The sequence below is a fragment of the Rossellomorea sp. GCM10028870 genome (assembly GCF_042666755.1).
Classification (GTDB): Bacteria; Bacillota; Bacilli; order Bacillales; family Bacillaceae_B; genus Rossellomorea.
On record NZ_JBHTGN010000008.1, the window covers coordinates 38,535 to 60,046 of the forward strand.

Consider the following 21,512-nt stretch of genomic DNA (forward strand, 5'->3'; position numbering starts at 1 on the left):
TAATACCGGAAAATAATATTTTTGCATTTTATAATGTTATCATAGCAGTAAAGCTACGTCAACGGATTTCTTTTACCGATTTCAAGATGTAGTAACCCTTTTTCCTGGCGACAATTTCTACATTTGTAAACAATTCTTCCATTTTATCCATGGCAGATGGAGCGCCTTGTTTCTTCTGTATAACGGCCCACAATTCACCATTCTCCTTCAGGTAGTCATAACTAGTTTCAAGAATCGAATGAACCGTTTCTTTCCCTGCTCTTATCGGCGGGTTTGTTAAAATGGCCGCAAATTCCGTTTCAACGACATTCGTAAATCGGTCACTTTGGTAGATGCTCACGTTTTGAACTTTATTCTCTCTAGCATTTTCTTTTGCTAAAGACAACGCTCTCTCGTTTACATCAATCATATGAACCATACGATTATCATTTTCTTTCGCTAAAGACAAACCGATTGGACCATACCCGCAACCGACATCCAGTAACGGACCCGTTACGTCTGGTAATTTAAACGTTTCAATCAAAGCTCTTGAACCAAAGTCAACTTCCTTCTTCGAAAAAACACCTTGATCCGTTTTAAAACGGAACGCATGTCCTCTCAATTCAAAGGCGATCGTTTGGGGGTTACTCTCTACATCAGGGTTATGAGAATAATAGTGATCGGTCATTATATCATCTCCATCCTTTGGTACATCAAGTCTATTAACCATCTTTCCCAAAAGGAAATGAAGGTAACGGACGATAAACGCAATTGTTTACTTACTGTTAGGTGCCAGACAAGAAAAAAGCCCGCCAAATATAGCGAGCTTTTCATCTATAAAATCATTACTTAACTTCTACGCCAGCTCCAACTTCTTCAAGTTTAGCTTTAAGTTCTTCAGCTTCCTCTTTAGAAATACCTTCTTTAAGAGCTTTTGGAGTGTTATCAACCATTTCTTTCGCTTCTTTAAGGCCAAGACCTGTGATTTCACGAACAACTTTGATAACTTTGATTTTTTGAGATCCAGCGCTCTCAAGGATTACGTCGAATTCAGTTTTTTCTGCAGCAGCGTCTCCGCCACCAGCAGCTACAGCTACAGGTGCAGCAGCAGTTACTCCGAATTCTTCTTCGATTGCTTTAACTAGATCATTTAATTCAAGAACTGACATTTCTTTAATCGCGTCAATGATTTGCTCTTTACTCATTTTAAATTTCCTCCTTGTAATGTTTGCTTAATTTTTATTTAAACGACTTGCTTTAACTTACGCGCCTTGCTCTTCTTTTTGATCTGCAACGGCTTTTGTCGCCAATGCAAAGTTGCGCATTGGAGCTTGAAGCACGCTGAGTAGCATAGAAAGAAGTCCTTCACGGTTTGGAAGTTCAGCGATTGCTTTAACATCCTCAACTGAAGTGATTGTTCCTTCAATGACACCCGTCTTGATTTCAAGTGCTTCGTGTTCTTTAGCAAAGCTGTTAAGAATCTTTGCAGGTGCAACTACTTCTTCAGTACTGAACGCGATCGCGTTAGGACCCGTTAAGAATTCGTTTAACCCTTCAAGACCAGCTTCTTCTGCCGCACGACGAACCATAGTGTTTTTGTACACTTTGAAGTCGATGCCAGCTTCACGAAGTTGTTTACGAAGCTCAGTTACTTCGGAAACATCCAGACCACGGTAATCTACAATGATTGTAGATACACTGTTTTTTAGCTTGTCAGAGATTTCTCCAACGATATGTTTCTTTTGTTCTAGAATGCTGCTCATCATTACACCTCCTGTAGATTGACTGATGAACATTTATACCGTCATCCAATAAAAAATGCCCTTATATCAAGGTAGACATAAGGGCATTGCAAACACGCTATAAGCGGTTATTTTATCGCAATTACCTCGGCAGGACATTAAGCTCTGAATGAGCACCTACTGTCTACGGTACAAATGTATTCGTTTTTAACAACAGAACTAATTATAATCATTAGCTCAAGGTAAGTCAATACCAAATTATGCCTTAACTGCGAAAGTTGAAGGATCGACTTTAACGCCAGGTCCCATTGTAGAAGTTACAGAAACGTTTTTCATGTAAGTTCCTTTTGCAGCTGCAGGTTTAACTTTAAGCATTGTTTCATACATTGTAGCAAAGTTTTCAACAAGCTTTTCGTTGTCGAAAGAAATCTTTCCAACAGGAACGTGTACGTTACCTGATTTGTCAGCACGGTATTCAACTTTACCAGCTTTGATTTCATTGACAGCTTTAGTCACGTCGAATGTAACTGTTCCAGTTTTAGGGTTTGGCATTAAACCTTTAGGTCCTAATACACGACCAAGCTTACCAACTTCACCCATCATGTCAGGAGTGGCTACGATAACATCGAACTCGAACCAACCTTGGTTGATTTTGTTGATTAGTTCTGCATCACCTACGAAATCAGCGCCAGCAGCTTCTGCTTCTTTTGCTTTATCACCTTTAGCGAACACAAGAACTTTTTGAGTTTTACCAGTTCCGTGTGGAAGTACAACTGCTCCACGGATTTGCTGGTCATTCTTACGAGTATCTACACCTAAGCGGAACGCTACTTCGATCGTTGCGTCAAACTTAGCGAAGTTTGTTTTCTTTACTAATTCGATTGCTTCTTCAACTGAGTAAGCTGTAGTACGATCTACAAGCTTTTGAGCTTCAAGAAACTTTTTGCCTTTTTTTGCCATTTTAAATTTCCTCCTATATGTGGTTTTAGCGGAATAACCTCCCACGAAATAAGGTTGCGAGTGAAACGTACATTTCATCATCGCAACCTCGTTCAACAGGACCTTTAACGAAGCAGGGATTAGTCTTCGATGACGATACCCATGCTGCGCGCAGTTCCTTCTACCATGCGCATAGCTGATTCAACACTAGCTGCATTTAAGTCAGGCATTTTTGTTTCAGCAATTTCACGTACTTTGTCGCGTTTAAGTGTTGCCACTTTCTTGCTGTTTGGTTCGCCTGAACCAGACTCGATACCAGCTGCTTTTTTAAGTAAAACTGCAGCGGGTGGAGTTTTTGTGATGAATGTAAATGAACGGTCTTCAAATACCGTAATTTCAACAGGAATGATTAAGCCAGCTTGATCTGCTGTACGAGCATTGAATTCCTTACAGAATCCCATGATGTTAACACCTGCTTGACCTAGTGCAGGACCAACTGGTGGAGCTGGATTAGCTTTACCGGCAGGAATCTGCAATTTAACCATTTTAATAACTTTTTTAGCCACGAGACACACCTCCTTAAGTCCGTGATGTGGTTATTGGGTTTTTCACCCTCCCACTCATGTAAAAAATGTCTTTATCAACATAAAGAACGTCTATTAGTTTCAGTATCTCTTTGCGGAGACGCACTGACTTATGAAATAGTACCATTTTTTCAGAATGATTTCAAGTTCTTTTCCATTATAATTTATCAATTTGGGAGAAATCCAGTTCTACCGGGGTATCTCTGCCAAACATATTAACATGAACTTTCACTTTTGCTTTCGCATTATCAATCTCTTCGATTGAGCCGGTAAAGTTCGCAAACGGACCTTCGTTTACTTTTACTGTTTCTCCTAATTCGAAGTCGATCTCTACCTTTTTCTCTGTCATACCCATTTGCTTCAGAAGATTTGTCACTTCTTCGGGTAATAAAGGAGTAGGCTTTGAACCTGAACCTGATGAACCGACAAACCCGGTAACTCCAGGCGTGTTACGAACAACGTACCAGGAATCATCCGTCATGACGATTTCCACGATCACATAACCAGGGAAGACCTTCTTCTTAACGACTTTCTTCTTACCGTTCTTGAAATCTGTCTCTTCTTCTTCAGGTACGATCACGCGGAAGATTTTGTCTTGCATCCCCATCGTTTCAACACGTTTCTCAAGGTTCGCTTTAACCTTGTTCTCATATCCTGAATAAGTATGAACTACATACCAATTTTTCTCCATTTAATAGGACTAAACGTCCGTCCCTCCTCGCTGTTTAAGAATACTTATCCGCCTTTTTTTCTCCAAATGAAAAAACCCGTAAAAAGATAACGGGCTCTAAGGTCATGTACTCTATTAACATTCATTATACCATGATTTCACGGTATATATACAACTAATTCTATGTTTCTCTTACTTAGAACCAATGATCAATCGCATAAGTTCTGAGATGCCCAGGTCAATGACAGCAAAGAAAAGGGCAACAAATACCACTGTCGTAATAACGGTAATCGTATAGCGTGTTAACTCTTTACGTTTAGGCCAGCTGACCTTTCTCATTTCTGATGCAACATTGCGAAAGAATTTAAACATCCGTTTGTAACCTCCAACTAATATCAATACGCAAGACTTGGTGCTCCACTATTTTGTTTCTTTGTGTAGGGTGTGAGCATTACATGTATTACAGAATTTCTTCAATTCTAATCGAACTGCTTGATTACGATTACCCGGTACACTATAATTCCTGGAACCACACACCGTACAAGCAAGTATTAATTTAGTAGTCATATATTCCACCTATACTATCCATAGTAAGTCCTATCAAAAATAACACGACAACCAATTTGTGTCAATATGACTTTACATCGTTATTTCGCGAACTTCCAAGTATCGTTCGAGCTTTCTTTTCACTCGCTGCAAGGCATTGTCGATGGATTTCACATGGCGGTTCAGTTCTTCAGAGATCTCCTGATAGGATTGACCGTCTAAATAGAGAGCCAGTACTTTCCTCTCAAGATCACTTAATAACTGAGCCATCTTGTCTTCCATATTATCGAATTCTTCACGATTGATTATCAGCGCTTCCGGATCCATTACTTTCGCACCTGAAATAACATCTAAGAGCGTTCGGTCTGACTCGTCGTCATAAATGGGCTTGTCCAATGAAACATACGAATTCAATGGTATATGCTTCTGTCTCGTGGCTGTCTTAATGGCTGTAATGATTTGTCTTGTGATACAAAGCTCTGCAAACGCTTTAAAAGAAGTCAGCTTGTCCTCTTTATAATCACGGATCGCCTTGTATAATCCAATCATACCCTCCTGGACGATATCTTCCTTATCTGCCCCAATTAAGAAATACGAGCGGGCTTTCGCTCTTACAAAATTACGATATTTCCTGATTAAGAAATCTAACGCTTCGCTGTGACCCTGATGGACGGCTTCTATGATCTCTTCATCATCCATGCCTTCTAATCGATTATCAAATGCTTCTGTCCTGGTGATATTGCTCACACACATCCCCCCGCGCAAAACAATAGATAGAAATATTATACATTACAGAAAATTCAATCGTCAACCTCTCATTGTTCCCCGCGGCGCCATTTTTCGAAAATTTCAGCAACTTCATCTGATAATTGGATCTTGGAAGCCGGCCTTTTATCACTTGAATTCCGTACTTTTCTTTCAATCTTTTTTTCGATGACTTTTACTTCTGTGTGCAGCTCCCTTGCTGATTTACGGAGGGCTCCCTGGCCAAAGATCGCCCATTGCTCCGTGAAATCAGAAGTGGCTACATGAATTTGAGTTTTAATATTACTTAACTCAATGGCTAATTTTTCAATTCGTTCATCCGCTGTTTCATTTTCTTTCGTGAAAATGACTTCCACCTTATAATTTCTATATTTACGTGCAATTCCCTGAACGTAATAAGCATCAAAAACGACAATGACCCGGTAGCCGGTATATCCTTGATATTCAGCCATTAGTTCTACAAGGCGATCTCTCGCTGCGGCCAAATCCTTATGTTTCAACTCATTCAGCTCTGACCAGGCACCGATTATGTTATAGCCGTCCACAAGGAGAATATCCATGTCTCTCTATTCTCCCAACGGGTGGCGTTTACGATAGACCTCATACATTAAAATACTAGCTGCCACCGAAGCGTTTAATGATGTTACATGGCCGACCATTGGCAACTGAACAAGGAAATCACATTTATCTCTAAGTATTCGGCTCATCCCTTTACCTTCACTTCCGATAATCAAGCCGATAGGCAGCGTACCATCCAATTGGCGGAAATCCTGCTTTCCTTTCGCATCCGTTCCTGCCACCCATACACCACGTTCTTTCAGTTCATCAACCGCTCTGGACAGGTTGGTTACACGTGCAACCGGAATGTGCTCAATGGCACCCGTTGAAGCTTTCGCTACCGTTGACGTCAGCCCCACTGCTCTCCTCTTCGGGATGATGATTCCATGGGCACCAGCAGCATCCGCTGTTCTCATGATCGAACCCAGGTTATGAGGATCCTCTAATTCATCCAGGATCAGTATGAATGGATCTTCCCCTTTTTGTTCGGCCCTATGAAACAAATCATCGATTTCCGCATACTGATAAGCAGCTACAGAGGCCACTACCCCTTGATGATTTTCCGCTACCATTTGTTCTATCTTCTTCTTCGGAACGTATTGAACCATCACATTCGATTCTTTGGCAAGTCCAACAATTTGCTGGATGGAGCCTTTCTGGGAACCTTCTGCAATCCAAATCTTATTGATATCCCTTCCCGACTTCAATGCTTCCATAACCGGATTTCTTCCTCCGATAAAATCTTTACTCATTTCTACTCCTCCTTTCCTGCCTGGGCTTGTTCAAATATCATCTTCAACAGTTCCTCTAATCGCTCTGTCCGATTAAGTAAAAACAAATATCCAATAAGCGCCTCAAAAGCAGTGCTGTGTTTATACGTTTGTACATCCGTATTTTTTGGCGTTGTTCCGGATTTCGCATTCCGGCCGCGCTTGACAATCGATATCTCTTCTTCCGTTAAGACGTCCTGATCGAACAACGTTCTGAGAATAGCCGCTTGAGCTTTAGCAGACACATACTTCGTCGCCGCTCTGTGCAGCTGATTCGGCTTGATTTTTCCTTTTGTTAAGAGGAGCTGCCGTACATACGTTTCATATACAGCATCCCCCATATAAGCCAGTGCAAGTGCATTGATTTGTTTCGCATCGATTTGTTCATTTATCTCGTGAAGCATTAAGACCCTCTTTTCCAGCGAATGCCTTGAGGAGTATCTTCCAAGATGATATTCATCTCTTTTAATGTGTCACGAATTTCATCTGCTAATTGGAAGTTCCGATCTTTACGTGCCTGAACGCGTTTCTCGATCAGTTCTTCCACTTCTTCGTCCAACAGTTCTGCTTCCTGAAGGCTTAGCCCCAGGACAGAGAAGAAGTCTTCGAATTGGCTCAAGAACATATCAATCACTTCTGTAGCTGTATTTTTCTCCATTAAATAATAATTGGCTTGCTTGGATAATTCGAATAAGACGGAAATTCCGTTGGCTGTGTTAAAATCATCATCCATTTCAGAGATGAACTGCGCTTTTAATTCAGCGATTTTGTCCAGCCATTCCCGGTTGTTATCCGTCAGGTCTGTACTCGATTCCTTACGGTGCTTCAAGTTCTCATAAGCTGTCTTAATTCTATCTAAAGCGGACTCTGCATTTTGAAGAAGCTCTAAATTGTAGTTGATAGGATGACGATAATGAACAGATAGCATAAAGAAACGAAGGACTTGTGGATCCTGTTCTTTAATGATGTCATGAACCAATACAAAATTCCCAAGTGATTTAGACATTTTCTCATTATCAATATTAATATATCCATTGTGCATCCAGTACTTTGCGAATGGCTTTCCTGTAAGTGCTTCTGATTGTGCGATTTCATTCTCGTGATGAGGGAAGGTTAAATCCTGGCCCCCGGCGTGAATATCGATGGTATCCCCCAAGTAGCGCTTTGCCATGGCAGAGCACTCAATATGCCAGCCGGGACGGCCTTCACCCCAAGGGCTTTCCCAAGAAATTTCCCCTTCTTTCGCCGCTTTCCATAATACGAAATCAAGAGCATCTTCTTTTTTATCCCCTACATCTATGCGGGCGCCTGCTTTAAGCTCATCGATCGGCTGATGAGAAAGCTTACCGTATCCATCAAACTTTCTTGTACGATAATAAACGTCACCTTGTGATTCGTAAGCAAACCCTTTCTCCACAAGAGCAGAGATAAAATCAATGATGGCATCAATATTGTCTGTTACAGTCGGATGAACATCCGCTTTCTTGCATCCAAGTGCTCCGGTATCTTCAAAGTACGCCTGGATAAAGCGCTGGGCAACCGTCGGAACATCCACTCCCAGCTCATTTGCCGCACGAATCAATTTATCATCCACATCTGTGAAGTTAGAGACAAAGTGAACATCAAAGCCTCTGTATTCCAAATAGCGTCTCACCGTATCGAAGACAATGGCCGGGCGTGCATTTCCTATATGAATATAGTTATAAACCGTCGGCCCGCACACATACATTTTGACTTTACCCTCTTCCAGGGGTATAAATTCCTCTTTTTTTCTTGTCAATGTGTTATATAAACGAATCGTCAATATGATCGACTCCTTCCTTCATATTCCCTTAATAATGATTTTACCTCGTTCAATTCCATTTCCAGTTGCTTCATACGATCATTCATCGGATCGGGGAGATCACAGTGATTCAGATCCTTCTGTATCTTGACGCCATCCTGAATGACGACCTTCCCCGGAATACCGACGACGGTTGAATTTGGGGGAACATCTTTCAGCACGACCGATCCAGCCCCTACCTTAGAATTTTCCCCAACTACAATCGATCCTAATACTTTCGCTCCCGTGGCGATAAGAGCATTATCCTGGATCGTAGGATGCCGCTTCCCTTTTTCTTTGCCTGTTCCACCAAGGGTCACCCCTTGAAAGAGCGTAACATTATCTCCGATTTCACACGTTTCACCAATCACGACTCCCATACCATGATCAATGAAAAATCGGCGGCCGATTTTTGCCCCTGGGTGAATCTCAACCCCGGTGAAAAAGCGGCTTACCTGCGAAATAACGCGAGCGATAAAAAAGAATTTCCTTTTGAAAAAAGCATGGGCTATGCGATGGGCCCATATGGCATGAAGACCCGAATACGTAAGGATGACCTCGAGATAATTCCTGGCAGCCGGATCCTGATCAAACACTACTTCTATATCTTCCCTAAATGACTTAAACATTCGGATCCATCCCCCTTCCTTTTTTAAAAATATAAGCACTTAACAATAAAAAAACGCCTCTGTCAATAAACTGACAGAGACGCTTAGGTAGCGCGGTTCCACTCTGATTGAGAAGAAAAATACCCTTCTCCAACTCGAATCCTGTTAACGGTAGGAAGCCGCCTTTACCTACTATATTTCAGTAACGGGCTCAGAGGTGCATTTCAGAATCGGAGGGGCTTAAACCACTTTCAGCCGGTGATGGTTCTCTCTACTAAGCATCCTTTTCTTACTTCTCCTCATCAACGCGATATCATTTATTGTGATACTCTTACTATATTACATAACATCCAAAATGTTAACCTAAAAGACTTTGAAGACGATGTTTAACGGTATCTTTCCCTAAAAGCTCAATCGCATTCGGTAATTCAGGACCATGTGTCTGTCCTGTTACCGCTACACGGATCGGCATAAACAGCTTCTTCCCTTTATGACCAGTCGACTTTTGCACCGCTTTGATAGACGATTTGATTTCTGCTGCTTCATAATTTTCAAGAGCTTCAATCTCGTTCAAGAAAGCTTGAAGTACTTCAGGGACCTGCTCCTCTTCCAACACCGCTTTCGCCTCTTCATCATATTCAAGATCTGTTTTGAAGAACATTTCAGACAGCTCCACGATTTCAGCACCGAAGCTCATTTGCTCCTGGTATAAAGAAATGACGCGACTCGTCCATTCACGCTGCTCGTCAGACATATTCTCTTCTAATTTACCAGCGCTGATTAAGTGAGGAAGGGATAACTCCACCACTTGCTCTAATTCTAAATTCTTCATGTATTGATTGTTCATCCATGTTAGCTTCTGGTTATCGAACAGGGCAGAAGAAGTAGATAGACGCGCCGGATCAAAGATTTCAATAAACTCATCTTTAGAAAATATCTCTTCTTCTCCTTTAGGAGACCAGCCGAGTAGCGCTATGAAGTTGAATAAAGCTTCTGGTAAATAACCCAATGCTTCGTATTGTTCGATGAACTGAATGATACTTTCATCACGCTTACTCAGTTTCTTACGGCTTTCATTAACGATTAATGTCATATGCCCGTAAACAGGAGCTTCCCATCCAAGAGCTTCAAAAATCATTAATTGCTTTGGTGTATTGGAAATATGATCTTCTCCACGTAGAACGTGTGAAATTTTCATCAGGTAATCGTCTACTGCAACGGCAAAGTTATATGTAGGTGTACCGTCTTTTTTCGCGATGACAAAATCACCGATTCCGTCTGATTCAAATGCCACATCTTCTTTCACAATATCATTGAAAGAATATACTTTCCCTGCAGGCACACGGAAACGAATACTTGGTTGACGTCCTTCTGCAGCTAATCTCTCTTGATCTTCTTTTGTCAGGTTACGGCATTTACCGGAATAGCGGGGCATTTGGCCTGATGCTGATTGAGCTTCGCGTTCCGCTTCCAGCTCTTCTTCCGTACAGTAGCATTTATAAGCTTGTCCGCTTTCTAACAGCTCATTTAAATATTGCTCATAAATATGATTACGCTCTGATTGGCGATAAGGGCCATAGTCACCAGGCTTATCTACGCTTTCGTCCCAATCAATTCCAAGCCATTGAAGATATTTAAGCTGACTTTCTTCTCCGCCTTCAATATTACGTTTCTTATCCGTGTCTTCAATACGGATGATGAACTTTCCACCTACACTGCGAGCGTATAAGTAATTAAATAAAGCGGTTCTTGCATTCCCAATATGTAAATGACCCGTTGGACTTGGAGCATAACGGACGCGTACTTCTTTTGTCATTTGATTTCCTCCTCTTTTCCTGCATTAAAGTCTCTGACCTATTTTAACACCGTTATGAAAGGGAATAAAGCGAATTTGTCCCCTTACTTCTTTTTGATCAACACGGTGGTTTGCGCTGCGATCCCTTCGCCTCTTCCAGTAAAACCAAGCTTCTCTGAGGTTGTGGCTTTCACGTTCACTTGCGTACTATCCGCTTCTAATAGGGTTGCGATGCTTTGTCTCATTTCGTCGATATAAGGAGCCATCTTTGGTTTCTGAGCAATGATCGTGCAATCGATATTCCCTAATTCATAGCCTTCCTCTTTCACAAGAGCCCATACATGCTCGAGAAGCTTAGCTGAATCTGCATCCTTGAATTCAGGATCTGTGTCTGGAAAGTGTTTTCCGATATCCCCAGCGGCAATCGCCCCCAAACATGCATCCGCTACAGCATGTAATAGTACATCTGCATCTGAATGACCTAATAACCCTTTTTCATATGGTATGGTTATGCCTCCCATAATAAGGGGTCTGTCTTCTACTAATTGATGAACATCAAATCCTTGTCCGATCCTAAACATGGTTGTCTCCTCCACTCATTTCCTCTTGCTTCTTCAAAATGGCCTCAGCAAAATATAAGTCCTCAGGTGTTGTCAGTTTAATATTGTCATAATCACTCTCCACAACAGCAACCATAACATCCATTCTTTCTACTAGAGAAGCATCGTCTGTGCCAAGGAAACCATCTTGCTCCGCTTCCCCGTGCGCTCTTTTCAACAATGAAACACGAAAAGCTTGTGGAGTTTGAACCATCCACAAGCTTGAGCGTTCAATCGTTTCCTCGACTTCTCCATCCATCACTTTTTTGATCGTATCTTTAACAGGAACAGCGGCAATGGCGGCTCCTGTTGATTGAGTTTTTTCTACTAATTGGTGAATCGTGGATTCTTTAATAAAAGGTCTTGCCCCGTCGTGTACAAGAACAATTTCATGATCAACCTCAAGCAATGCGTTGTATACACTATGCTGTCTTTCTTCCCCGCCATCTACAAGCTTAACGACCTTTTTAATACCAAAGCGGTCTAATAAACTTTTGAACTCATCTCGCTCCGATGGATGAATCGCTAAATAGATACCCTGACAATGGGAGTCAAGTTCAAAAACGCGCAGTGTATGAATAATGACTGGACAGCTATTCAGCTCGAGGAGCAGTTTATTCTTGTCTGCTTTCATTCGTTTCCCTTGCCCTGCAGCCGGAATGACAACTTCATATTCCATACGATAACTCCTTTAACACTCGAGTAATACTATTTATTATACCTCACTGAATCAATAGAGTCAGGGCAAAGATTACTTATAAAGCTTTTTCTAATTGCTTCGGCTTCGCAAAGATCATTCGACCCGCAGAGGTTTGAAGAACAGACGTCACAAGTACATCGATATACTTGCCGATATAATTGCGTCCCTCTTCCACTACAATCATCGTACCATCATCGAGATAGGCGATTCCTTGATTATGTTCTTTACCGTCTTTGATTACCTGAACCTTCAATTCTTCTCCAGGTAATACAACTGGCTTAACGGCATTGGCCAAGTCATTGATATTTAATACTTGTACACCTTGAAGATCGCATACTTTATTCAAGTTGAAATCATTCGTGACAACGATCCCATTCGTAAGCTTCGCTAATTTCACAAGCTTCGAATCAACTTCCTGAATTTCCTCAAAGTCACCTTCATAAATCTGAACCTCTACAGGGAGCTCCTTTTGAATTCGATTCAGGATATCAAGTCCACGCCTGCCACGGTTTCGTTTCAAAACATCTGAAGAATCCGCAATATGCTGAAGCTCTTCCAGCACAAACTGTGGAATGACGACAATTCCTTCTAAAAATCCAGTTTGACAGATATCTGCGATACGACCATCGATAATCACACTCGTATCCAGTATCTTCAGCGTTTTCACACCCGCTTCATCAGAATCTTCGTCAGTCCCTTTTTTCTTGCCTTTATTTGTAGTACCAAACAGACCGACCAGCTCATCCCTTTTCTTAAAGCCAACTTGAAAGCCTAAATAACCAAGAATCAGCGTTAATAGAATCGGAACCACTGTGTTGACAATCGGGATCTCCATTTGATTGAAAGGAATCCCAAACAGATACGCAACAAAAAGACCGATAATAAGTCCTAAACTGCCAAATAACAGATCCGTTACTGGAGCTTTTACTAAACTATCTTCAAACCACTTGACGAAATTGACGACATACTCGACTGCCCAAAACGAAAGAATATAAAAAATAATGGCACCAAATATAGCAGTCATATAAGGGTTATTAATTAAAGGAATGTCTGATAAATTTATGACGGTAAATAATTCGGGAAGCAGAAATATCCCCAGTGTTCCCCCGACTATAAGGAAGCACGCTTGAACGATTCTTTTTAACATTCCCTCACCTCCTCCTATTCATTATAAACAATTTGCTATTTTTGAAACGTCTTAGCCCTTGAAAATTTTAAATTTAATACTTTGGAAACCATTTTGATATACTTATCCCATTTTACTAGCTTCCTTAAGTGAAGGCTAACATGTCTCTTAAAGACTGTCAATTTTTTGAAAATGCTTCAATTATCCCCTGTATGGCAAATACAGGACCACATACCTATAACTGTCGATCGGCAAACGTTTGTTCTTTGATCAGTTTTAATCCCTCTTTGATTTTCCGTGCCCTGACCTCTCCTATTCCTTCCACTTCATCCAAATCATCCACTGAAGCACTCACTACATGGGGAAGGGTTTCGAACCTGGTAATAAGGTTTTCGATGATCACAATCGGTAACCGTGGGATCTTATTCAACACGCGATATCCTCTTGGATAGATGGCATCATCGTGATGAACATACCCATGATAGCCTAATAATTTTAATAGGACATTATCCTCTAATACTTCTGAATGGACAAGCTCCTGAAATTTATAGAGTAGTTCGAACGGCTTTATATTTCTTTCCTGAGAATAATCCCTAATAATGAGCATCGCCTCATCTTCAATATCTGCCAATAGCTCATTCATCTGAAGGCGTATCAATCTTCCTTCGACACCCAGCTCGCTTAAATAGGTCAATAACTCGTTTTTAATCCTTAATACCATTTCGAATCTGTGAAGAACTTGCAGTAGGTCGCTTTGTGTCACAAGCTCCTCAAACTCCAGAACCGATAGATTAGAGATACTCTGATCGAGAACCACCTTATACTTCTCCAGAGTTTGAATCGCCTGGTTGGCCTTCGTTAAGATGACAGAGATATCCTTTAAAGCATATCGAAAATTCCCTTGATACAACGTGATCACGTTTCTACGTTGCGAAATAGCGATGACAAGGGCATTGGTCTGCCTGGCAACCCGCTCTGCCGTGCGGTGTCTCATTCCCGTTTCGGTAGAGGGAACGTACACATCGGGAGCCAACTGAGCGTTTGCCAAAATGATCTTCGTACCCGCTTCATTCAGGATGATGGCCCCATCCATCTTGGCAAGCTCATACAGATAGCTTGGTGAAAAAGCACAATTGATATGAAATCCGCCATCCAGTACAGATTTCACCTTATCATTGTAACCAACGACAATAAGGCCGCCCGTATTGGCTCTCAGAACATTATCGATGCCATCTCTTATCGGAGCACCTGGAGCAACAAATTGCAATATATCCGACATGGACTTTTCTCTTGCCTTCTTATCTTCCATTTCTTATCCTCCTAAAATAATAGCCAGCGCTTCGTTTATATTTGACACTCCTGTGACCTCTATATCCGAAGGCGGCTGCCATCCACTTAAGTTATTTTGGGGAATAATCACACGTCTAAAGCCTAGTTTAGCCGCTTCTTGAACACGTTGCTCAATTCTTGACACCCTTCTTATTTCACCCGTTAATCCGACCTCTCCGATAATACAATCATGAGCACTGGACGCTTTATCACGGAAGCTGGACGCAATACTCGCGGCAACAGCCAAATCAATCGCAGGTTCATCCAGTTTGACCCCTCCTGCCACTTTTAAATAAGCATCCTGCTGCTGCAATAGCATTCCTGCGCGTTTCTCCAACACGGCCATAATGAGTGAAACACGGCTATGATCGATCCCCGTCGCCATTCGTCTAGGGTTATTGAAGCTGGTCGGGGTGACAAGGGCTTGTATCTCCACCAGAACAGGTCTTGTACCTTCCATGGATGCAACGACCGTTGAGCCTGCCGCGCCTTGTGAGCGCTCCTCCAGGAATATCTCAGAAGGATTTGCGACTTCCTCCAGACCAAGCTCTTTCATTTCAAAAATCCCCATCTCATTCGTGGAACCGAAGCGATTCTTCACGGCTCTTAAAATACGATATGAATGATGGCGCTCCCCTTCAAAGTACAGTACGGTATCTACCATATGCTCCAGCAAACGAGGTCCGGCAATGGATCCTTCCTTTGTAACATGCCCTACTATGAAGATGGCAATGCCTTTTGTTTTTCCTATTCTCATTAATTCAGCTGTACACTCCCTCACCTGGGAAACACTACCGGGAGCAGACGTCACTTCAGGATGAAAAATCGTTTGAATCGAGTCGATGATGACAAAATCAGGAGAGATTTGTTCAATCGTTTGATGGATCAATTCAAGATTCGTTTCCGCAAATATATATAAATCATCCGACTTAATACTTAATCGATCTGCCCGAAGTTTTGTTTGCTTGATCGATTCTTCTCCGGATATATATAGCACCTTCTGCTTTTGATCGGCAAGCTGGGAAGATACCTGAAGCAATAAAGTAGATTTCCCGATCCCGGGATCTCCACCGATCAACACAAGTGAACCCGGAACTACTCCTCCACCTAACACCCGATTCAGCTCTTTCGATTCAGTCAATACTCTTGGTTCTTGCTTTGTTTCGATTGAGATAAGCTTTTCTGCTTTAGTGGGCCCGCTATTTTCAGAATGCATAAATGATCCTCGAGGCTTTTTCCCCGTCATCTCAACTTCTTCCACCATCGTGTTCCACTCGTTACAACCTGGACATTTGCCCATCCATTTAGCAGACTCATAACCACATGATGAACATACAAACTTTGTCTTTTTCTTTGCCAATCTATTCTTCTCCTCTTTCACTCTATTTGTTTTTTTTACATTTCATGACAATACCCATTCGAAATGATTGTATCGGTTTTATGTACTGTATTCAATTTAGGACCCTTCGAAAAGCACAGGTGGCTTGCTTAGAGGCGACAAGCATAAGACGAGTTAACCGGAAAGGCGTTTTTTGCCTTTTTGGTTAACTTGGCTTATGACCTCGAGCCTCTAGCCACCGGAGCTAGACAATATGAAAAGCGCAGCCGGCTCGTTCAGGCCCGACAAGCATAAGTCGAGCTTGCTGAAAAGGCGGTCTTTGCCTTTTTGGCGAGATTGACTTATGACCTCGAGGGCCTAGCCGGCGGAGCCAGACAATATGAAAAGCGCAGGTGGCTTGCCCAGAGGCGACAAGCTTTTCCAGAGCTCATCAAAGGTATCCATTATTATAAAAGAGGTACACGAAAAACATAAACGTGTACCTCTTTTTTCACCTTTGTATTAAGTAGGAGTATTAGCTGCTTCTTCTTCTTTTACCTTTACAACAAACTCACTATCTTCTACATCAATGACAATATTCTGACCTGTCAGCACCTTGCCTCTTAATAACTCCTCTGACAGTTTATCCTCTACATGTTTCTGAATGGCCCGACGCAGTGGGCGCGCACCGTATTCAGGATCGAATCCTTCATCTGCTATTTTTTCTTTAGCAGCAGCAGATAGCTCTAAATGAATATCCTGCTCTTTCAAGCGACTTGTCAGTTGGTTTGACATTAGTGTCACAATCTCTTTCAGGTGATCTTTTTCAAGTGAGTGGAAGACAATGATTTCATCGATACGGTTAAGGAACTCTGGTCGGAACGCACGTTTCAGCTCTTCCATTACCTTACCTTTCATATCCTTATAATCCTGCTTTCCATCTTGAATATTGAACCCAACATATTTGTTGCTCTTAAGGGACTGGGCGCCAACGTTGGATGTCATGATCAACACCGTGTTTCTGAAGTCTACCGTTCTTCCTTTTGAGTCTGTCAAACGACCATCTTCCAAGACTTGAAGGAGGATGTTAAATACATCAGGATGTGCCTTTTCAATTTCATCTAAAAGTACGACGGAATATGGCTTACGGCGAACTTTTTCTGTTAACTGACCGCCTTCTTCATATCCTACATACCCTGGAGGAGAACCTACTAAACGTGAAGTCGAATGCTTCTCCATGTACTCAGACATATCGATGCGGATCATGGCATCCTCGTCACCGAACATAGATTCCGCTAATGCACGGGCAAGTTCCGTTTTCCCTACTCCTGTCGGTCCTAAGAAAATAAAGGAACCAATCGGACGCTTCGGATCTTTCAGCCCTGCTCTTGCACGACGGACCGCTTTCGATACTGCTACGACTGCTTCAGATTGACCAATGACTCTGGAATGAAGGATCTCTTCTAACTTAAGTAATCGATCCGTCTCAGTCTGGGCAAGTTTCGATACCGGCACTCCCGTCCAGTTCGATACAACCTTCGCAATATCTTCTACCGTCACTTCCGTATTTTCCTGACCTTGCTTTTCTTTCCATGTGTTCTTCGTTTCTTCCAGCTCTTCACGAAGCTTTTGCTCTGAATCTCTTAGAGAAGCTGCTTTTTCAAACTCTTGGCTTTGAACCGCTGCATCCTTCTCTTTACGGATTTCTTCCAGCTTTGCTTCAAGCTCTTTCAGGTTTGGCGGCGTTGTATAAGAACGTAAGCGCACCTTAGACCCAGCTTCATCAATTAAATCAATTGCCTTATCCGGTAAGAAGCGGTCTGAAATGTAGCGATCAGACAGTTTCACTGCCGCATCAATCGCTTCATCTGTGATCGATACGCGGTGATGGGCTTCATAACGATCGCGTAAGCCCTTGAGAATCTGAATAGACTCTTCTGCCGTTGGCTCATTGACTTGAATTGGTTGGAAACGACGCTCCAGCGCAGCATCCTTTTCAATATATTTACGGTACTCATCTAATGTTGTCGCACCGATACATTGTAACTCTCCACGAGCAAGAGATGGTTTTAAAATGTTCGATGCATCGATGGCGCCTTCAGCTCCGCCTGCTCCGATTAACGTATGAAGCTCATCGATGAACAGGATGATATTACCTGCCTGACGAATTTCATCCATTACTTTCTTTAATCGATCCTCGAATTCACCGCGGTATTTCGTACCGGCTACCACTGTACCCATATCCAGGGTCATTACGCGTTTATCCCGAAGGATTTCAGGCACTTCATTTGCAATGATCTGTTGTGCAAGGCCCTCGGCAATCGCTGTCTTACCTACACCAGGCTCACCGATTAACACCGGGTTATTCTTCGTACGGCGACTTAAAACTTCAATGACACGCTGAATTTCTTTGCTTCGTCCGATAACCGGATCTAAGCTTCCTTCACGGGCGATTGCCGTTAAGTCCCGGGCTAAGCTATCAAGGGTAGGCGTATTGGCATTGGCATTGCCCGCGCCCTGGTGGTTGCTTGAGTCATTACTTCCTAGTAACTGCAATACTTGCTGTCTTGCTTTATTTAAGCTGACACCAAGATTTCCGAGTACACGAGCGGCTACTCCTTCACCTTCACGAATTAACCCTAATAAAATATGTTCTGTTCCTACATATGAGTGTCCCAGTTTACGAGCCTCATCCATAGAAAGCTCAATCACTTTCTTCGCTCTGGGTGTATAATGAATCGTTTGAGATTTCTCGGTTCCTTTCCCGATCAACCCCTCCACTTCTTTCTGAATCTTTTCAGGGCTCAGTCCCAACGCCGTAAGTGCTTTAGCGGCAATTCCTTCACCCTCGCGGACAAGTCCCAATAAAATATGTTCAGTACCAATATTACTGTGCGCCAAACGAATCGCTTCTTCTTGAGCTAACGCTAATACCTTTTGTGCTCTTTCTGTAAATCGACCAAACATCATATTATTTTTCCTCCTCACATGTATCCTTATCTAACTTAATTCGCTCTCGAATCAAAGAAGACCTTCTTATATCTCTTTCATTTGGTCTCAATGGACCTCCAGAATATTGTTGTAAAAATCCCGGTTGGGTTAAAATCATTAGTTCATTCAATATATTCTTAGATATGACTTTGATGTATCCTAAATCAATCCCAAGCCTGACATCCGATAAACACTTAGCTGCTTCCTTGGACTCAATAATTCGACTGTGCTCCAACACACCAAGTGAACGAAAGATCCTATCTTCTAATTGTATGTTAGACGTTTTAACTAATGCGTCCCTTGCCGATTGTTCTTTATCGATGATCTGTTTCACAACACTTAACAAATCTTCCACAATATCTTCCTCTGACTTACCGAGTGTCGTCTGATTCGAAATCTGGAAGATGTTTCCCAACGCCTCGCTGCCTTCTCCATAAATCCCCCTTACCACCAGACCTAATTGGTTAATGGCAGGAATGATACGATTTAACTGCTGGGTCAGGACCAGACCAGGCAAGTGCATCATGACAGAAGCTCTAAGCCCCGTTCCTACATTGGTAGGACAAGTCGTTAAATATCCATGTTTCTCATCAAAAGCAAAATCAAATTCGCTTTCAAACCAATCATCAATCTGATTCGCTCTCTGTAAAGCTTCCTTCAATTGTAAACCTGGATATAAACACTGTATTCGAATATGATCCTCTTCGTTTACCATTATGCTAATATCTTCTTCACTGGATAAAAGGACAGCCCCATAGTTCGTGTCCTCTGCCAAGTTAGGGCTAATAAGGTGTTTCTCCATCAATACCCTCTTTTGGAGTGGCTGAATCTCACTTGTAGGTAAAAATTCTAATTCACCTAATTTCTTCGGGTATAAAGAGAGCTTATCCTTCACGCGATCCACAATTTCTTTTGCTTCCTCAGAAGAATAAAGAGTAGAGAATCGAAAGTCTGTCAGGTTCCTCGCGAGGCGAACCCGTGAGCTGAGAACAATATCCGAATTCGGTCCCTCTTCATTCATCCAAGAACTAACAGCATTTTGTAAAAATCTCTCTAGACTCATCCTTTATCTCCTCCCTCTTTTTTAACATCTTTCTCCAGGGAGCGAATTTCGTCTCGTATCTCTGCTGCTTTTTCAAACTCTTCATCCGCAATCATCGTTTGCAGTTCTGACTTCAACTGCTGAATTTTTTTCTTCACATGAATGGCCCCGCCCATGCGTTCCGGAACCTTCCCGTGATGCTCCACATTTCCACTATGAACACGTTTTAATAGAGGAGTCAGCTCATCTTTGAACGTCTCATAACAATGAGCACACCCAAATCTTCCCACATTAATGAATTGCTGCAAGGTCATTTTACACTTTTCACACTGTAAAACCTCTGTCTTGGGTATTTCCGCTTCCTTTGCCTGCTTAAATGCAGGGGCTATATTAAGAAGACCTGCCAATAGATTGTTCACTGAGAAGCCGGAAGAAGAATCAAACATAAACATTTCACCCTTATCCTGAGCGCATTGCTCGCATAAATGAACCTCTGTCTTTTCCCCATTTATCACCTTGGTAAAATGAAGGGTTGCAGGTCTTTCATTACACTCTTGACAAATCATCCTACTCACCTCTCAAAACTTACTCGTACTTCAATGTATCCAGCATGGCCCTGAGCATTCTTCCCCTCAATACGTCCCGTTCAGGTAAATCGACCATGATCACCGAACGGTCCATTACGCTCAGCATGATCTTTGCTTCCCGTTCAGAGATAATATCCTCTTCTACTAATCGAAACACAATATCAGCTGCCGTATTCTGGCTGATCGTCTGAGTAATGAGTGCTACCAGCTGGTCAATTAGATGAACTTGATCGTGGGCCTTTACTTTCATAATTCTGATATAGCCCCCGCCACCTCGTTTACTCTCTACTACATATCCTCTTTCTATCGTGAACCGGGTATTGATCACATAATTAATTTGAGAAGGAACACATTGAAACTTATCAGCGATCTCGCTTCTTTTAATCTCGACTATCTCACTTTCACTCAGTTCTAAAACATTCTTTAAATAACGTTCAATGATGTCGGATATGTTCCTCATCAAACCTCCTCCTCATTTTGACTTTGACTATATTTGACTATAATTATACAACCGTGTTTTAAACTTTGCAATTATGAAGTTTGACCTTAGAAGTTTTCCTGTTTTAGGAAGGTTTTAAACGTGAAAATGTGAGTTTGTTGGATAGATTTTAGGAAATGGGGCATTGAGAGGGAGTGTTTTTTTATACGGGGAGGGCAGTGATAAGGGTCGGGAGTTGATTTTTGGAGAGGGGTGGAAGGATGGTCGACCTGTGATGTGATGGAATGGTGAATGGTCTATTGGTGTGATTGAGGAAGAGTGAAAGTTAGTAATTTGGATGGATTACTTACACTAAAAAGTTGGATTTATTGGGCATTAGTTTATCTTTTCAGCTGTATAGAGGAGTGATGTTCAATCCACAATCTCAAAAATTCAAACGACAAAAAAAGCAGCTCCTAAGAGCTACTCTTTTTCATATTTGCCTGGCGACGTCCTACTCTCACAGGGGGAGATCCCCCAACTACCATCGGCGCTGAAGAGCTTAACTTCCGTGTTCGGCATGGGAACGGGTGTGACCTCTTCGCCATTGTCACCAGACGAATT

The 21,512-nt window shown here is 42.1% G+C and carries 24 protein-coding genes, 1 rRNA gene and 2 other annotated features; all 25 genes read right to left on the bottom strand.

Annotated elements, in window-relative coordinates:
- Nucleotides 1-58: 58 nt before the first annotated feature.
- Nucleotides 59-667 (bottom strand): class I SAM-dependent methyltransferase, encoded by a 609-nt coding sequence (locus ACFQWC_RS22440; RefSeq protein WP_299746137.1) that lies wholly within the window; start codon nt 665-667, stop codon nt 59-61.
- Nucleotides 668-824: 157 nt separating this feature from the next.
- Nucleotides 825-1,184: a 50S ribosomal protein L7/L12 gene (gene rplL / locus ACFQWC_RS22445; RefSeq protein ID WP_299746135.1), complete on the bottom strand. Its 360-nt coding sequence runs from the start codon at nt 1,182-1,184 to the stop codon at nt 825-827.
- A 57-nt stretch (nt 1,185-1,241) separates the two neighbouring features.
- The gene (rplJ, locus tag ACFQWC_RS22450; protein WP_299746133.1) at nt 1,242-1,742 is read right to left on the bottom strand and encodes a 50S ribosomal protein L10; all 501 of its coding nucleotides are present in this window, start codon (nt 1,740-1,742) and stop codon (nt 1,242-1,244) included.
- Nucleotides 1,743-1,784: 42 nt separating this feature from the next.
- Nucleotides 1,785-1,929, bottom strand: a sequence feature (ribosomal protein L10 leader region).
- A gap of 50 nt (nt 1,930-1,979) precedes the next feature.
- The gene (gene rplA / locus ACFQWC_RS22455) at nt 1,980-2,681 is read right to left on the bottom strand and encodes a 50S ribosomal protein L1 (protein WP_034766007.1); all 702 of its coding nucleotides are present in this window, start codon (nt 2,679-2,681) and stop codon (nt 1,980-1,982) included.
- 119 nt (nt 2,682-2,800) lie between these two features.
- Entirely contained in the window at nt 2,801-3,226 is a 426-nt protein-coding gene (gene rplK / locus ACFQWC_RS22460; protein ID WP_032085258.1) for a 50S ribosomal protein L11, read from the bottom strand.
- Between the two features lie 175 nt (nt 3,227-3,401).
- The gene (nusG, locus tag ACFQWC_RS22465) at nt 3,402-3,935 is read right to left on the bottom strand and encodes a transcription termination/antitermination protein NusG (RefSeq protein ID WP_098353402.1); all 534 of its coding nucleotides are present in this window, start codon (nt 3,933-3,935) and stop codon (nt 3,402-3,404) included.
- A gap of 171 nt (nt 3,936-4,106) precedes the next feature.
- Nucleotides 4,107-4,286, bottom strand: a complete 180-nt coding sequence (gene secE, locus ACFQWC_RS22470; protein ID WP_044340513.1) for a preprotein translocase subunit SecE — start codon at nt 4,284-4,286, stop codon at nt 4,107-4,109.
- A gap of 48 nt (nt 4,287-4,334) precedes the next feature.
- On the bottom strand, nt 4,335-4,481 hold the full coding sequence (gene rpmG, locus ACFQWC_RS22475; protein ID WP_079534455.1) for a 50S ribosomal protein L33: 147 nt from the start codon (nt 4,479-4,481) through the stop codon (nt 4,335-4,337).
- A 72-nt stretch (nt 4,482-4,553) separates the two neighbouring features.
- Complete coding sequence (sigH, locus tag ACFQWC_RS22480) at nt 4,554-5,198, bottom strand: RNA polymerase sporulation sigma factor SigH (protein ID WP_374056919.1); 645 nt, start codon at nt 5,196-5,198, stop codon at nt 4,554-4,556.
- Nucleotides 5,199-5,275: 77 nt separating this feature from the next.
- The gene (locus tag ACFQWC_RS22485; protein ID WP_299746109.1) at nt 5,276-5,785 is read right to left on the bottom strand and encodes an NYN domain-containing protein; all 510 of its coding nucleotides are present in this window, start codon (nt 5,783-5,785) and stop codon (nt 5,276-5,278) included.
- A 6-nt stretch (nt 5,786-5,791) separates the two neighbouring features.
- Complete coding sequence (gene rlmB / locus ACFQWC_RS22490; RefSeq protein ID WP_148971229.1) at nt 5,792-6,535, bottom strand: 23S rRNA (guanosine(2251)-2'-O)-methyltransferase RlmB; 744 nt, start codon at nt 6,533-6,535, stop codon at nt 5,792-5,794.
- A gap of 2 nt (nt 6,536-6,537) precedes the next feature.
- Entirely contained in the window at nt 6,538-6,957 is a 420-nt protein-coding gene (locus ACFQWC_RS22495) for a Mini-ribonuclease 3 (protein ID WP_113970873.1), read from the bottom strand.
- Complete coding sequence (gene cysS / locus ACFQWC_RS22500) at nt 6,957-8,357, bottom strand: cysteine--tRNA ligase (RefSeq protein ID WP_299746090.1); 1,401 nt, start codon at nt 8,355-8,357, stop codon at nt 6,957-6,959. The genes ACFQWC_RS22495 and cysS overlap by 1 nt, the downstream gene beginning before the upstream one ends.
- Nucleotides 8,354-9,004, bottom strand: a complete 651-nt coding sequence (cysE, locus tag ACFQWC_RS22505) for a serine O-acetyltransferase (RefSeq protein WP_148971226.1) — start codon at nt 9,002-9,004, stop codon at nt 8,354-8,356. Before cysE ends, cysS begins: the two co-directional genes overlap by 4 nt.
- 72 nt (nt 9,005-9,076) lie before the next feature.
- Nucleotides 9,077-9,298 (bottom strand) — a binding site (T-box leader).
- Between the two features lie 43 nt (nt 9,299-9,341).
- Nucleotides 9,342-10,799 carry a glutamate--tRNA ligase gene (gene gltX, locus ACFQWC_RS22510; RefSeq protein ID WP_299746086.1) on the bottom strand — a complete coding sequence of 486 codons (1,458 nt, stop codon included), beginning with the start codon at nt 10,797-10,799 and terminating at the stop codon, nt 9,342-9,344.
- Between the two features lie 83 nt (nt 10,800-10,882).
- Nucleotides 10,883-11,359, bottom strand: a complete 477-nt coding sequence (gene ispF, locus ACFQWC_RS22515; protein ID WP_299746083.1) for a 2-C-methyl-D-erythritol 2,4-cyclodiphosphate synthase — start codon at nt 11,357-11,359, stop codon at nt 10,883-10,885.
- Complete coding sequence (gene ispD / locus ACFQWC_RS22520; protein WP_377109123.1) at nt 11,352-12,056, bottom strand: 2-C-methyl-D-erythritol 4-phosphate cytidylyltransferase; 705 nt, start codon at nt 12,054-12,056, stop codon at nt 11,352-11,354. Before ispD ends, ispF begins: the two co-directional genes overlap by 8 nt.
- Nucleotides 12,057-12,132: 76 nt before the next feature.
- Nucleotides 12,133-13,224, bottom strand: coding sequence for a PIN/TRAM domain-containing protein (locus tag ACFQWC_RS22525; RefSeq protein WP_299746078.1), 1,092 nt, complete (start codon nt 13,222-13,224; stop codon nt 12,133-12,135).
- A gap of 214 nt (nt 13,225-13,438) precedes the next feature.
- Nucleotides 13,439-14,512, bottom strand: coding sequence for a DNA integrity scanning diadenylate cyclase DisA (gene disA, locus ACFQWC_RS22530; protein ID WP_113970866.1), 1,074 nt, complete (start codon nt 14,510-14,512; stop codon nt 13,439-13,441).
- Between the two features lie 3 nt (nt 14,513-14,515).
- The gene (gene radA / locus ACFQWC_RS22535) at nt 14,516-15,892 is read right to left on the bottom strand and encodes a DNA repair protein RadA (protein ID WP_044340501.1); all 1,377 of its coding nucleotides are present in this window, start codon (nt 15,890-15,892) and stop codon (nt 14,516-14,518) included.
- A 480-nt stretch (nt 15,893-16,372) separates the two neighbouring features.
- On the bottom strand, nt 16,373-18,820 hold the full coding sequence (gene clpC / locus ACFQWC_RS22540) for an ATP-dependent protease ATP-binding subunit ClpC (RefSeq protein WP_299746073.1): 2,448 nt from the start codon (nt 18,818-18,820) through the stop codon (nt 16,373-16,375).
- A gap of 1 nt (nt 18,821) precedes the next feature.
- Complete coding sequence (gene mcsB / locus ACFQWC_RS22545) at nt 18,822-19,904, bottom strand: protein-arginine kinase McsB (protein ID WP_299746070.1); 1,083 nt, start codon at nt 19,902-19,904, stop codon at nt 18,822-18,824.
- Complete coding sequence (gene mcsA / locus ACFQWC_RS22550; protein ID WP_299746067.1) at nt 19,901-20,449, bottom strand: protein-arginine kinase activator protein McsA; 549 nt, start codon at nt 20,447-20,449, stop codon at nt 19,901-19,903. Before mcsA ends, mcsB begins: the two co-directional genes overlap by 4 nt.
- A 19-nt stretch (nt 20,450-20,468) precedes the next feature.
- Complete coding sequence (locus ACFQWC_RS22555; RefSeq protein WP_148971217.1) at nt 20,469-20,930, bottom strand: CtsR family transcriptional regulator; 462 nt, start codon at nt 20,928-20,930, stop codon at nt 20,469-20,471.
- A 459-nt stretch (nt 20,931-21,389) separates the two neighbouring features.
- Nucleotides 21,390-21,506, bottom strand: a 5S ribosomal RNA gene (gene rrf, locus ACFQWC_RS22560).
- Nucleotides 21,507-21,512: the final 6 nt, after the last annotated feature.